We start from the raw sequence: 14,118 nt of genomic DNA, 5'->3' as shown, positions 1-14,118 counted from the left end.
GGGGACCCATGCTCGCTCTGCTTCAGGTCGTCGTGACGCTTATTGCTGGCCTGCTGTTGGCCGACTTCGCGTCCGGGGTCATCCATTGGGTCATCGATCGCTACACCCCCGGTTCCACGCCTGTGATCGGGACGCATTTCGTCCGGTTCATCCATGAACACCACGAACGGCCCCATGCGATGTTTCAGCTTTTATGGGTCGTGAACAACGCCGGCTTTTTCATACTTGTCGGTAGTCTGTTCGGCCTCTGCTGCGCTTTCGGCTGGTTGAATCCCGTGACGCTCAGCGCCTTCGCCTTCGGCGCATGCGCCAATCAGATTCACGCGTGGGCGCACCGCCGTCCCCGCTACCTCGCGAGAATCGTCAGGCCGCTGCAGCGGTTCGGGATTCTACAGTCGCCGCGCCATCACGGCGTTCATCACGGCGCCTCACCGACCGAACATTACTGCCTGATCACGGACTGGGTGAACCCGGTCGTGGATCGGCTCGACCTGTGGCGGCGAGCCGAGGTTGGCCTGTCATATCTCGGGCTGAAGCCCATGGCTTACGCGCGGCCGAATCCGAACTACGTCGTGCCGACCGCCACCGCTTAAGGCATGGTATCCAAAAACCGGGCTGGCTTCGCCGTTCGGTTTCGGCTAACAGCGCCCTCCCGAAACCGAGACACCCATGTTCACCAGAACCGCCCCTTCGTACCTGCCCATGGACCTCGACCGCCAGCCGGTCGAGGTCAATGGCGCGTGCGCGGGAGGGCAATGGTGAGCAACGAGGCGTAACGGCTTCGGTTTTTTCCAACCCCTCCTGCTTCCGGCAGAGGGGTTTGTCATATCTGGCGACTCCCTCTGACCGGTTCGGGAGAACCATTCAGAAGAGGAGACGTCGGCCATGTCCGGCTACAATGTAATCGAAAGCGAGCGAGTGCCGATCAAGGCATGGACCCGCGGGGTGCCCATCGAGGATGCGGCGCTGCAGCAGCTGAAGAATGTGGCTTCCCTGCCCTTCATCCATAAACATCTGGCGGTCATGCCTGACGTGCACTGGGGCAAGGGCGCGACCGTGGGGTCCGTGATCCCGACCGTGGGGGCCATCATCCCGGCGGCCGTGGGCGTGGACATCGGCTGCGGCATGATGGCGGTGCGGACCTCGATCCGCGCCGAGCATCTGCCGGACGACCTGTCGGGCATCCGCTCCGCCATCGAGGCGGCCGTTCCGCACGGCCGCACCGACAACGGCGGGCGCAACGACAAGGGCGCCTGGTCGGGCGAGCCGCCGGCCTCGGCCGTGACGCGCTGGGCTGACCTCAAGGCCGGCTACGACGCCGTCGTCGAGGCCCACCCCAAGGCGGCACACCCGCGGGGCTTTGGCCACCTGGGCACGCTGGGCACGGGCAACCACTTCATCGAGCTGTGCCTCGATGAAGTGGGCGACGTCTGGGTGATGCTCCACTCGGGCTCTCGCGGCGTGGGCAACCGGTTCGGGACCTATTTCATCGAACGGGCCAAGCACGAAATGCGGCGCTGGCACATCAACCTGCCGGATCAGGACCTGGCCTATTTCCCGGAAGGGACGGACGGCTTCATCCACTATGTCCGGGCGGTGTCGTGGGCGCAGAAATACGCGTGCGCCAACCGCGAGGTGATGATGGAGCAGGTGCTGGGGGTGCTGAAGGCCTTCTGGCCGGATCTGGAGACGACGCAGGAAGCGGTGAACTGCCACCACAACTACGTCTCGAAGGAGAAGCATTTCGGCAAGGACGTGTTCCTGACCCGGAAGGGCGCGGTGTCGGCCAAGCTGGATGAGCTGGGCATCATCCCCGGCTCGATGGGGGCGAAATCCTTCATCGTGCGCGGCAAGGGCAATGCGGACTCGTTCTGCACCTGCTCGCACGGCGCCGGTCGGGCGATGAGCCGGACCGAGGCCAAGCGACGCTTCACGGTGGAGGACCACGTCCGCGCCACTGAAGGCGTCGAATGCCGCAAGGACGCCGAGGTGATCGACGAAACGCCGATGGCCTACAAGGACATCGACGCGGTCATCGCGGCCCAGACCGACCTGATCGAGGTCGTGCACACCCTGCGTCAGGTGGTGTGCGTCAAGGGATGACGGAGGCCGGTTTCGCGCAAGCGGAGCCGGCTTTCGTCGTTCGGATCAGAGGTTCATCAGCGCCGGGTCGCCGCCCTGGGCTGCGATATTGTTGCTGATGGCTTTCTCGGCGGCATAGCGGATCAGGCTGTTGGGGCCGCCGGCCTTGGGGCCTGTGCCCGACAGGCCCTCGCCGCCGAACGGCTGGACGCCGACCACCGCGCCGGTCATCGAGCGGTTGATGTAGACATTGCCGGCGGGGACCAGACGGATGACCTGATCGGCAAAGGCCTCGATCCGGCTGTGCACGCCCAGCGTCAGGCCATAGCCGCGCCCGGCCAGCTTTTCTGTGACCGACTTCAGCTCGTTCGGGCCATAGCGATAGATGTGCAGGATCGGGCCGAACACCTCCTTCTCAAGGAAGTCCGGCGTGGGGATTTCGGCGATGACGGGGGCGAACAGATCGCCGCGTGCGGCCTCCTCCGGCAGATTGCCGCGGGCAAGGACCTTGCCCTCCTTTTCCAGTCGGGCGACGTGATCCTCGAGGATCTTGCGGCTTTCGGCGTCGATCACCGGGCCGACGTCGGTGGCCGGGTCGGCCGGATCGCCGACCACCAGGGCGTCCAGCGCGCCCTTCAGCCCGTCGATCAGGATCTGGGCCCGGTCCTTGGGCACATAGAGGATGCGCAGCGCAGAGCAGCGCTGGCCGGCCGAGCCAAAGGCCGAGACCAGCACATCGTCGATCACCTGTTCGCGCAGGGCCGTGGTGTCGACGAACATGGCGTTCAGCCCGCCGGTTTCGGCGATGAAGGGCAGGATCGGTCCGGGCCGGGCCGCAATGGCCTTGTTGATCGCCCAGGCGGTTTCGGTGCCGCCGGTAAAGGCCACACCGTCGATGCCGGGGTGGGAGACCAGTTTGGCCCCGACCGTTTCCCCCTTGCCCGGCAACAGGGCCAGCAGGTTGGGGTCCAGACCACAGCGGTGGAACACGCGCACAGCCTCAGCCGCGATCAGGGGCGTCTGTTCGGCGGGCTTGGCCACCACGGCATTGCCGGCGGCGAGGGCGGCGGCGATCTGGCCGGTGAAGATGGCCAGCGGGAAGTTCCACGGGCTGATACAGGCGAACACGCCGCGCCCGTGAAGGATCAGCTTGTTGGTCTCACCCGCCGGGCCGGTCAGGGCTTCCGGCCCGCCGAAGTCCCGCTCGGCCAGCATGGCGTAATAGCGACAGAAGTCGGCGGCCTCGCGCACCTCGGCGACGCCGTCGTTCAGGGTCTTGCCGGCCTCGCGGCTGAGCAAGGCGACCAGACGATCGAGGTCCTCTTCAAGGCAATCGGCCATGGCACGCAGTACATGGGCGCGAGCGTGACCGCCCTTGCGGTCCCAGGCAATCTGGGCGCGCCCGGCGTTGGCGATGGCGGTGTCGATGTCCTCGGGCGAGGCCTCGGACACATGGCCGAGAATGTCATCGCGCCAGTAGGGGTTGGTCACGTCCTCGGCATTGATGCCGGCCTGCATGCGGCCGTTGATGATGGGGCCGGAGGTCAGTTTCTCACGGTCCACCAGCTCCAGCGCCTGGAGGTGGGTGTCGCGGTCTTCCTGGCGGGAATAGTCGCGGCCGAGCGAGTTCAGGCGGTCACCATACATGTCTCTGGGCACCGGGATCTTGGGGTGACGGTCGGGCTGGGCCTCGACCAGGGAAATAGGATCGGTCGCCACGGTGGCGGCGGGCACGCGCTCGTCCATCAGCACGTGGACGAAGGAAGAGTTGGCGCCGTTCTCGAGCAGACGCCGGACCAGATACGGCAGCAGTTCCTCGTGCCCACCCACGGGGGCATAGGCCCGGACCACCGGGCGGTCTGCCTTCCAGGCGGCTTCGGCGGCGTCATACAGGGCCTCGCCCATGCCGTGCAGACGCTGGAACTCGACCTTGACGTCTGCGCGTCTGGCCATGCGGTGCACGGCCGTCAGCGACACGGCATTGTGGGTGGCGAACTGGCCGTACAGATGCGGGGCGGCGTCGATGATCCCCTGGGCGCAGACCAGATAGTTGAGGTCGGTCGCGGCCTTGGTCGTATAGACCGGATAGTCGGGGCGGCCCATGACCTGGGCGCGCTTGATCTCGGTGTCCCAATAGGCGCCCTTCACCAGACGCACCATCAGGCGACGGCCCGAGGCGCGCGCCAGCTCGGCGACGCGCGTGATCACTTCGGGTCCGCGCTTCTGATAGGCCTGGACTGCCAGACCGAGGCCTTTCCACTCGCCCAGATCGGGATCGTGGGCCAGCCGGTCGAGCAGTTTGAGCGAGATGACCAACCGGTCGGCCTCCTCGGCGTCCATGCAGAAGTTAAGGTCGTATTCGGCGGCGATCAGGGCCAGTCGCTTGACCCGGGGATACAGCTCGTCCCAGACGCGGGGGCTTTGGGTCGCTTCATAGCGGGGCGACAGGGCCGACAGCTTGACCGAGACGCCGTGGCCGGTTTGGGGCCCCTTTGACTCGGGGCGCTGGGCCCGGCCCTTGCCGACCGCATGGATGGCGTCGGCATAGATTTTTTCGTAGCGGGCGGCGTCGGCGACGGTGCGGGCGCCCTCGCCCAGCATGTCGAAGCTGCACAGCCACTTTTCGCGGTTGGCCCGCTTCAGGGCGCTGTTGATCGAGCGGCCAACGACGAACTGTTCGCCCATCATGCGCACGGCGGCCGCGACCGCCTGACGGATCACGGGCTCGCCGACCCGTCCAGCCACCCGCCTGAGGAAGGCCGGCAGATCCCGGCGTGCATCCTCGTCGACCTCGACCAGCTTGCCGGTCAGCATGAGGCCCCAGGTGGAGGCATTGACGAACAGGCTTTCGGACTGACCCATGTGGCTGGCCCAATCGGCCGAGCCGATCTTCTCCGCGATCAGCTTGTCGCGCGTGTCCTCATCGGGGGTTCGCAGCAGGGCCTCGGCCAGACACATGAGGGCCAGACCCTCGCGTGTGCCCAGCGAGAATTCCTGCAGGAAGCTTTCGACCACGCCTTCCAGCCGGTAGTCCTTGCGCGCGGACTCGACCAGGGCGACGGCCTCATCGACGACCCGCGTGCGCTCCTCGGCCGACAGGGGCACCCGGCCCAGCAGCTCGCGCACGGCGGTGGTCTCATCTGCGAATTTGGCACGGTCCAGCGTCTCCCAGTTCTGGGACAGGGTGGATTCGTCGAAGGGGGCGGAGGTATCGTTCGAGGCCATCCGGCCCCCTTAGCGACTTCTTTCACCGAGCGGGAGGGGGGCGTGTCCAAGTCTTTGCCGCCACGCTTGGGGATGATCCCGGCTCGCCATCGCCCCCGCTTCGGGGTAAGTCTCGATCCCCGACAGAGACAAAGGCTGCAGCGGCCCCTCCATGCGCATCATTCTGGCCACCGACGCCTGGGAGCCCCAGGTCAATGGCGTCGTCCGAACCCTGACCCGAACCGTGGCGGAATGTCGCGGCATGGGCCATGAGGTCGAGGTCATCGAACCCAGCCAATTCAAGACCATCCCCTGCCCCACCTATCCCGAAATCCGGCTGGCACTGGGGGCAGAAGAGGAAATCCGGGAGCGCCTGAGGGCATTCGAGCCCGATGCCGTCCATATCGCCACCGAGGGGCCGATCGGCATCGCCACGCGCCGCATCTGTGTGGAATGGAAACTGCCCTTTACGACCAGCTATCACACGAAATTTCCGGAATATATCTCCGCCCGTTTCCCGGTCCCGGTGCAGGTTGGCTATGCCTATATGAAGTGGTTCCACAAGCCGTCCGGGCGGCTGATGGTGGCCACGCCGACGCTGCGCGACGAGCTGCTGGAGCATGGATTTCGCAACGTCTCGCCCTGGTCGCGCGGTGTGGATACCGAGCTGTTCAACCCGGATCTGCCGCGCATCTACGACGAGCTTGGTGGTAAGGACTGGCCGCGTCCCTTCTGGCTGAATGTCGGCCGGGTGGCGGTCGAGAAGAATATCGAGACCTTCCTCGAACAGGACCTGCCGGGCACCAAGATCGTGGTCGGTGACGGTCCGGCGCGCGCCGAGCTGGCAAAGAAATATCCCGAGGCCAAATTCCTCGGCGCCCGGTTCGGCGAGGAACTGGCCCGCTGTTTCCGCGACGCCGATGTCTTCGTCTTCCCCAGCTGGACCGACACCTTTGGCCTGGTGATCCTGGAGGCCATGGCCACGGGCACGCCGGTCGCGGCCTATCCGGCGCACGGCCCGATCGACATCATTCCGGGGTCGGGCGCCGGCGCCATCGACGACGACCTGAGGGTCGCCTGCATGGCCTGCCTCGATCTGGATCGGGCCGATGTGCGCGCCTATGCCGAGAAGTTCAGCTGGCGAGCCTCGGCCGAACAGTTCGTCGAGAACCTTGAGCCCTATCCCGAGCCGGAGCGGGGCCGTTTCTGGCGCCGCCTGCGCCGTATCACCCGCCTGCGCCGCCGATCCCAGGCGGCATGACGACCATGACCGGAGACAATGAAAAACGGTTCTCCGGGGTCTATGAGCAACGTCTGTGGGGATCCCGGGAATCGGCTTCCGGGCCGGGGTCGGAACGCGCCGCACCGACCGTCTTGCTCGCCCTGCATGTGCTGGACACGGTGATCCGCGAGCATGGCGTTCGCTCGATGGCGGACATCCCGTGCGGGGATTTCAACTGGATGCCAGAGTTACTGGCTGCGCATCCGGACGTGACCTATGTCGGCTATGACGTCGTGCCGGCGCTGATCCGGGACAACCGCCTCAGCCACCCCACGCACGAATTCCGCTTGCTGGACATCACGCTGGCCGCCCCGGAACGCACCGACCTGATCTTCAGCAAGGACCTGCTGAATCACCTGTCGGAGGCCGATGTGTGGGCGGCGCTGGAGAATATGGTGGCCTCGGGCGCGGACTGGCTGCTGGTCACCACCAACCGGGGCTTCGAAAACGTCGATCTGGACCCCGTCGTGCCGCACGCTTCGCGGGTTCTGGATCTAGAGGCCCCGCCGTACAGCCTGCCGGAGCCGGTATCGGGCGATCACTATCTGCTGCTGTACCGGATGGAAGACGTCGCGCGGCGGCTGGCCGAACGCGCGACGTCCTGATCTCTCGGCCGCCTATTCGGCGGGACGGGTCATCGGCGTGTGGGCGCGGGCGATCTCACGCTGGGCGGCCAGTTCGGCTTCGGGAAGCGGCACCAGACCCCGGTCCTGCAGATAGCCACCCGGGCCAGACGCAGCGTCCGAGACGAACTCGGCGATGAACTGGTCCAGACCCGGCGTCACGCCGATGTGGGCCTTTTTGATGTAGATATACATCGACCGGCTGATCGGATATTCGCCCGACGAAATGGTCTCGAGCGTCGGATAGACGCCGTTGACGCTGGCCGCCTTCACCGATTCCGAATTCTGCTCGAGGAAGGAATAGCCGAACACGCCGACCGAGCCCGGGGTGCGGGTCAGGGTCTGGACGATGGCATTGTCATTCTCGCCCGAGTCGACCCAGACCTGATCTTCTCGCAGGGTGTGGGCCCGGGTCTCAAACGCGTCCTCGTCGGTTTCCGACAGGGCCGCCAGCGTCGGATTGGCCATGGCGGCCGGCGCCATGCCGAGCTCAAGCCAGGAGTCGCGCGTGCCCGAGGTCGGCGGCGGGCCATAGACCAGAATGCGGGTGGACGGCAGGCCTGAGCGCACCTGATCCCAGCTGGTGTTGGGGTTGGCGACAAAGCCGCCCTCGCCCGGCACATCCTTGGCCAGCGCCAGATACAGGTCATCGCCCTCGAAGGCGAAGTCGGCGCCGGTGCGGGCGGTGGCGATAACCAGTCCGTCAAAGCCGATCTTGAGCTCGATGATCTCTGTCACGCCATTGGCGGCGCACATGTCGTATTCCGACGGCTTCATCCGGCGCGAGGCATTGGCGATGTCCGGCGTCTGCGCGCCGATGCCCTGACAGAAGGCCTGGATACCGCCGCCAGTGCCGAGCGATTCGACGCGCGGCATGGCCCCGCCGGTGCTGCGGGCGAAATTCTCGGCCACGCGGGTGGTGAAGGGGAAGACCGTCGAGGAACCCGCAGCCCAGATGCCGTCACGGGTGGACGACCCGCCCTGATCGCCACAGGCGGCGAGGGCCAGGGCGGAGACAGCGGCAAGGGTCAGGAAGCGGAGACGCATGGAAATTACCTCGTATGCGGATGAGAGCCTGGCGCCCTTAAAGCAGACGTTTGCGCATGGCTTGTGACAGCATGTCGATCAGGGTCACGGCCACGATGATGATGATGGCGATGGTCGAGACCGTATTGTAGTCGAAGGCCTGCAGGCTCTCGAACAGCACCTGGCCGATGCCGCCCGCGCCGATCAGACCCAGCACGGTGGCCGCACGGCTGTTGGATTCGAAACGGTAGAGGGCAAAGCTGGTCCACAGGGGCGCGACCTGCGGGATCACCCCCCAGGCGATTTCGTGCAGGCGTCCGGCACCGGTCGCCTTGACCCCGTCGATCGGGCCGGCGTCGATCGACTCGACCGCTTCCGAGAACAGCTTGGCGAGGACGCCCGCCGTGTTCAGCCCAATGGCGAGCACCCCGGCGAGAGGCCCCAGCCCCACAGCCACGATAAACAGGGTGGCGCTGACCAGATCCGGGATCGACCGTAGCAGGTCCATGAAACGGCGTACCGGCCAGACCAGCCAGGGCGGTGACAGGTTGCGCGACGCCATCAGGCTGAGCGGCACGGCGATGAAGACGGCGAGGAAGGTGCCCCACAGGGCGATCTGGACCGTCAGCCACATCTGTCCGACCAGCAACTGCCAGTCCGAGAAGTCCGGCGACAGGAAGTCCCGGCCATAGTTCCGCATGTTCTCGGTATTGGTGAACAGATTGCCGAGGTTGGGCATGTCCACGCGGCCGAAGCTGGCGATCAGGATGATGGCCAGACCGCCCCAGAGCAGCAGGTCGAGCGACCATGCGGCCGTCGACTTCTCGGGCGGCGGCGGCACGGTGGCGGGGTCGCGCGACGCAGGCGCAGCCTGGCGACGCATATTGGCCAGAAGGGCGAAGAGGATCAGCAGGCCGACCAGACCGAACGGCCCCCACTGGCGCGCCATCTGGACCAGATTCAGGGCTTCGGGCGGAGCGACCTCGGGGGGGGTGCCCTCGCGGCGGGCCTGATCGGCCTTCATCTCACGGATCGGGTTCAGATAGCTGTTATCGGCAGCGCGGAACTGGGAATAGTTCAGCCCCTGCATGATCCGGCGCTGGCGATCCGCCTCGGGACCAAAGCCCTGGCCATAGCCGGTAAAAAACTCGGCGATCTCGGCCTTGAGCCAGCGGGGCAGGTCGCCCTTGACCAGAATGCCCGATTCCGGGATCGGCGGCGATTCCCAGATGACCTCGATCTGGGAGGCAATTTCGGGATTCTGGCGGGTCAGGAAGACCGTATTGACCGAGTTCGACGTTGCGACATCGACCTGACCATTGGCGGTGGCAAACGAATTGGCCTGGTGGTTCGCCGAGCGCACCGTGGCGAAACAGGCGCGCGGATCGATGTTTCGCGGGCTGAAGAAGTAGGTCATGGGCGCAAGCGTGCCCGAGGTCGACTGGGCATCGCCGAGACCGAAATCCAGCGTCCGGTCACAGGCGACGATGTCCTCGATCGTGATGCCGGAGCCCCGCCGCACGATCAGGGTCGAGGTGTAGGAATCCTTGCCCTCGACGTCGACGGCCCGGGCGATGACCTCGGCCCCCGCCCGGTCGATGGCCTGCACGGCGGGCAGGGCCGAGAACCAGCCGATCTGGGTCTGGTCGGCGCTCATCGCCTCGACCAGCACCGAATAGTTGGAGCCAAAGATCGGTTCGACCGGAATGCCGAGCTCGCGCTCAAGGTCGTCCAGAAGCGGCGTCCACAGCGGGCCGGACGACGCCTGACCCTCGGCCGAGAGGATCGAGAAGACCAGCTTGTCCGGGGCGTCGGGCCGGGTCGGCGCGGTCTGGGCCTGCGCGGGCAGGCCGAGCGCGACGACGGCAACAGCCGCAGCAAGGGCGGGAGCCAAACGGGTGAAGAAGGCGCGGATCATACCTTGGCCTCCCAGAACGCATCCTCGAACTCGGGGCCGTAGATGTCGACCAGCCGGTCGTGGTCCAGCCCGGTGGCGGGGCCGTCATAGACCAGCTTGCCGCCCTTCAGCGCCACGACGCGGTTGCAGTAACGGATGGCGTAGTCGACCTGGTGCAGCGTCACCAGCACACCCATCCCGTCGCGAGTGTTCAGCTCGACGAGCATCTCCATGACCTTGCGGGCCGAAACGGGGTCCAGCGAGGCGACCGGCTCATCGGCCAGAATGGCGCGAGCACCCTGGACGATGGCGCGGGCGATGGCGCCGCGCTGCTGCTGGCCACCCGACAGGGTGTTGGCGCGCTGGGCGGCATAGTCGGCGACGCCGACGCGGTGCAGGGCCGCCATGGCGCGCGTGCGGTCTTCCTGCGGCCACAGGCCCAGCAGGCCCTTCCACGCGGGAATGCGACCCAGCGCGCCCAGCATGACGTTGCTGAACAGGCTCAGCCGGCCGACCAGATTGAACTGCTGAAAGATCATGCCCAATCGCGAGCGGGCGCGGCGCACAGCAGCGGTGGTGCGGCCATTGACCTGGACCGTCTCGCCGAACACCTCGATGCGGCCGCCGCGATCGATATCGACCAGACCGGTGATGGAGCGCAGCAGCGTCGACTTGCCCGAGCCGGAGGGACCGATCAGGGCCACCATCTCGCCGGGCTGAACCGACAGGGACACGCCATCCAGCGCCTTGAAGACGCCGAACGTCTTGGACACGTCTTGCACGGAGACGAAGCCGGTGGATTCGGCGGAAGCAGCGGAGGAATTCATGAGCGGGCTGTTCGTGGTTAGACGGACGCCCGGGACGTGGCGCGGCCTGCGCACGGGCAGGTCTTAATGGCAGGCGGCGGCCATGCCGTCCAGACCGGACAGGACCGATCAGACCTTTACCGCCTCGATTTGCGACCGATCGGCCCGGGTTGACGGCCCGCTGCGAACCCGCTCCAGCTGATCACGAGCCATGCGGCGCGCCGGTTCGCGGAACGGGCCCGGATTCGCCGCCAGACTGGCCAGCACCTTTCGCAGACGCACCGACGCGCCGACGTCGCCTGCGCCGTAGCGGGCCGTGGTCGCCAGCACGTCCTCGAGCAGATCCGCAGGATCAAGCGCCGGGGCCAGAATACGGTCACAGCTGACCGGATCCGGATCGGTCCGGGCCTGCTCCCATTCGTCCAGCAGTCTGAGGCCCGCGGCTACCACTTGAATGGCTGTGCCGGGATCATTGATTCCGGGCGACAGGGCGCGGGCCGCGATCTCACCCAGCACGATCAGGCCATAACGCGGGTCCTGATCAAACGACCGACTGTGCCCCACGGCAAAGGCCCCCTGCCAATCTTCGAGGGCTTCATCGGTCAGGGCCTTCACCCCGACCCGGGCCAAGGGCTCACCACGTCGCACCAGCGTGCCGGGCATGGCGAGGATTTCCACGCGGCAGTCCGCATCCGCGGCCAGCGCCTGAAGGCGTTCGGGGTCAACATTCTGGACATAGCCAGTGCGCGAGGCCGCAATCGTTGCGCCAGACTCGATCCGGCCCTCCACTCCACCCAGAAACGGACGGGCCGCGCGGCGGCAAAGGGCCTGTCGGGCCTCGGCCTCGACCCGCTCGATCATATGTCCGACGCGGGCCAGCTGCGCCAGGGTGTTGATCCACGCCAGCAGCCGGAATGCCACGAGACCCACGACAGCCAGGCTGGTCAGGAACAGGATGGCCCGGCCGCCGGCCCCGTAATATTGCGCATTGATCGCCGTGACCGCGACGATCGCATAGAGGAAGGCGCCCACGAAGGTCGACAGGGCCTTTTGCGTCCGGTCATCGGCCGTCACGAGGGCGGCGACACGCGGCGTGGCAGAACTGGAGACCGACGTATAGGCCGTCACCATGGCCCCGACCGAGAAGGTGGCCACCGCCAGCAGGCTGGAGGCCAGAATGGTCAGGATTTCCTCAACCGACTCATTGCCGAGGCGCTCGGCCATCTCTGAAGGCACGAACGGGGAGCCCCAGGCCGCGATCAGGGCCGCGCCGACCCCGAACCCGGCATAGGCGGTCGCCCGCACCCACAGCTGACGGGTCAGCTTGCGCCAGTAGAACAGCCAGCGGTTCATGAGGGGGAGCGCGCGTGCATCTGTCTAGCTTGCCTGACTTTGATCCGGCGACACAAGCTGATCTGCGGGCGCTTCGGGCAGGGACAGGCTGACTTCGGCGCCGCCCCCCGGCGCGCGGTCGATCGACATCCGGCCCCGGACCTGCCGGGCAAAGGCATGGGCCTGGGCCAGACCCAGCCCCTGGGCGCCTGGCTTGGTCGAAAAGAACGGCTCGACCGCCCGGGTGCGGGCTTCGTCAGAAAAGCCGGGCCCGCTGTCGCGCACCGACAACAGCCAGCCGCCCTCCATCTTGGGCTCCAGGCGCACGGCGACCGAACCCTGCCCTGCGACCGCCTCCAGCGCATTGGCGACCAGCGCGCGGACGGCCCCGTCAAAGATCACGGGATCCAGCCGCACCGGTGCGGGCTCGGACGGAACCTCGACCATCAGATCGACGCCGGGGCCGACCTGGGTCCGCAGTTTCGTTTCCAGACCTTTCAACAGGACGGCGACGTCCATCACCTGAACGGGAGACTCGTCCTCGCCCTCGCTGAAGGCACCCAGACGGCGGGTCAGATGTTCGCCGCGCTGACCGGCCGCCAGCGCCGCTTCGCCGAGACGACGGATGCGGCTGGGGTCGTCGGCCTGCTTCAGCATCATATCGAGCGCGCTGGTCATCACCCCGATCAGGGCGTTGAGGTCATGGACCAGACCTCCGGTCAGGCGGCCGACGTCGGCCAGTCGCTGGCTGCCCTCGAGCTCAAAACGAGCCTCGGCCTCGATCCGGCGCAGGGCGTCGCGTTCACTGTCCAGTTCAGCCCGCGCGGCGGCCAGTTCGGCCTCGAGTTCGCCCTGGCGGGCGGTCGCGGCATCCAGCTCGGCCGGGTCGATCTGTGGGATCTGCTCGACCGACGGTTCGGCTTCGGGTTCGCGCTGCTCGCCCGCCAGCAGCAAGGCATCGACGCGTCCATCATCGTCGGTCAGGGGCAGCATCCGCCAGCGCACCTCACCCGCATCGATGACAGGGGTATCCTCGGGCGACGCCACAAGGCCGGCACGGATCGCCTGATGCGCCGCCGCGCGGTCCGCCTCGGTCAGGAAGACATCCATGAACGACCGGCCCACGGGGGCGTCGGCTCCATGCGCCAGACTCTCGGCGACGGGATTGACCTCCCGCACCTGTCCCTCTGCATCGACGACGACCAGCGCGCTGGAGGCGGCCTCGAACACGCGCCGGACATAGCCCGGATCGGGGGTGACAGCCGGGGCTGTCTCGATCTGGGGCGTCGTCAGCCCCTCAGTCTCGACAATGGCGGCCATAGAGCCGACCACCTGTCCGTATTCATTCTCGATCGGCATGGCGGTGACCGAGACCAGCATGGTCCTGCGGGTCGCCGGATTGGCCAGAAGATGCTGGAATCCCTTGACCGTCTGGCCCCTCAGCGCGCGGGCGCTGGGCAAAAGGTCCGGCGGCACGGGCCGCCCGTCGGGAAAGGTGATGCCCCAGGTCGCCGAATGGAACCGCAGCCCCAGTAGCTCGGCGTCACGGCGCCCCAGCAGCTGGTGGGCGGCGCGGTTGGCATAAACGAACTTGCCCTGGCTGTCGGTCTCGACCAGGGCCACGGGCACGGCATTGAGGGTCTCGAACAGGCGCTTGTCGGCGCTCTCGGCGGCCTTTTGAACCAGATCCAGCTCGGACGAGGTCGTAACGTGGCGGACCCTGTGGGTCACGGCAAACCATGCGCTGAACAGGGCGACACAGACCGAGACTGCCGTCACGGCCCAGAGCACCAGGGTCCAGTTCACCTCACCTTCCAGAAACATTGACGGCCTTGATCCCGATTTGAAGCAGTTGCGCGGTTAAGG

The 14,118-nt window shown here is 66.7% G+C and carries 10 protein-coding genes and 1 pseudogene; 4 read left to right on the top strand and 7 right to left on the bottom strand.

Annotated elements, in window-relative coordinates; genetic code table 11:
• Positions 1 to 8: 8 nt before the first annotated feature.
• Together EG854_RS02695 and EG854_RS02690 are read left to right on the top strand one after the other, a co-directional pair.
• Positions 9 to 593, top strand: a complete 585-nt coding sequence (locus EG854_RS02695) for a fatty acid desaturase CarF family protein (protein ID WP_164461791.1) — start codon at positions 9 to 11, stop codon at positions 591 to 593.
• A gap of 292 nt (positions 594 to 885) precedes the next feature.
• Positions 886 to 2,103, top strand: coding sequence for an RtcB family protein (locus EG854_RS02690; RefSeq protein ID WP_123286197.1), 1,218 nt, complete (start codon positions 886 to 888; stop codon positions 2,101 to 2,103).
• Positions 2,104 to 2,148: 45 nt separating this feature from the next.
• Here the strand turns inward: EG854_RS02690 and putA are convergent, their stop codons facing one another.
• Positions 2,149 to 5,307, bottom strand: coding sequence for a bifunctional proline dehydrogenase/L-glutamate gamma-semialdehyde dehydrogenase PutA (putA, locus tag EG854_RS02685; RefSeq protein WP_123286196.1), 3,159 nt, complete (start codon positions 5,305 to 5,307; stop codon positions 2,149 to 2,151).
• Positions 5,308 to 5,458: 151 nt separating this feature from the next.
• On the opposite strand from putA, the gene EG854_RS02680 reads away from it, so the two are divergent.
• Together EG854_RS02680 and EG854_RS02675 are read left to right on the top strand one after the other, a co-directional pair.
• On the top strand, positions 5,459 to 6,547 hold the full coding sequence (locus tag EG854_RS02680; RefSeq protein WP_123286195.1) for a glycosyltransferase family 4 protein: 1,089 nt from the start codon (positions 5,459 to 5,461) through the stop codon (positions 6,545 to 6,547).
• 5 nt (positions 6,548 to 6,552) lie between these two features.
• Complete coding sequence (locus EG854_RS02675) at positions 6,553 to 7,173, top strand: class I SAM-dependent methyltransferase (RefSeq protein WP_164461789.1); 621 nt, start codon at positions 6,553 to 6,555, stop codon at positions 7,171 to 7,173.
• Between the two features lie 12 nt (positions 7,174 to 7,185).
• Here EG854_RS02675 and EG854_RS02670 read toward each other — a convergent pair whose 3' ends face one another.
• The 6 genes and pseudogenes from EG854_RS02670 to EG854_RS02645 all read right to left on the bottom strand — a co-directional run bounded on the left by EG854_RS02670 (position 7,186) and on the right by EG854_RS02645 (position 14,058).
• Complete coding sequence (locus EG854_RS02670; RefSeq protein ID WP_123286193.1) at positions 7,186 to 8,238, bottom strand: substrate-binding domain-containing protein; 1,053 nt, start codon at positions 8,236 to 8,238, stop codon at positions 7,186 to 7,188.
• A 37-nt stretch (positions 8,239 to 8,275) separates the two neighbouring features.
• A complete protein-coding gene (gene phnE, locus EG854_RS02665) occupies positions 8,276 to 9,100 on the bottom strand; it encodes a phosphonate ABC transporter, permease protein PhnE (RefSeq protein ID WP_123286224.1) in 825 nt (274 codons plus the stop codon).
• Positions 9,101 to 9,274: 174 nt separating this feature from the next.
• Positions 9,275 to 10,135: pseudogene (phnD, locus tag EG854_RS02660) on the bottom strand (phosphate/phosphite/phosphonate ABC transporter substrate-binding protein); the annotation flags it as partial.
• Positions 10,132 to 10,941 (bottom strand): phosphonate ABC transporter ATP-binding protein, encoded by an 810-nt coding sequence (gene phnC / locus EG854_RS02655; RefSeq protein WP_123286192.1) that lies wholly within the window; start codon positions 10,939 to 10,941, stop codon positions 10,132 to 10,134. The gene phnC and the pseudogene phnD, both read right to left, overlap by 4 nt.
• Before the next feature lie 108 nt (positions 10,942 to 11,049).
• Positions 11,050 to 12,273, bottom strand: coding sequence for a DUF2254 domain-containing protein (locus tag EG854_RS02650; RefSeq protein WP_123286191.1), 1,224 nt, complete (start codon positions 12,271 to 12,273; stop codon positions 11,050 to 11,052).
• Between the two features lie 24 nt (positions 12,274 to 12,297).
• The gene (locus EG854_RS02645; protein ID WP_241153097.1) at positions 12,298 to 14,058 is read right to left on the bottom strand and encodes a PAS domain-containing protein; all 1,761 of its coding nucleotides are present in this window, start codon (positions 14,056 to 14,058) and stop codon (positions 12,298 to 12,300) included.
• Positions 14,059 to 14,118: the final 60 nt, after the last annotated feature.

The organism is Brevundimonas halotolerans (genome assembly GCF_003730275.1).
Classification (GTDB): domain Bacteria; phylum Pseudomonadota; class Alphaproteobacteria; order Caulobacterales; family Caulobacteraceae; genus Brevundimonas; species Brevundimonas halotolerans.
Note: the sequence above shows the minus strand (reverse complement) of the source record. Positions and strands in the feature narration are given on the sequence as shown.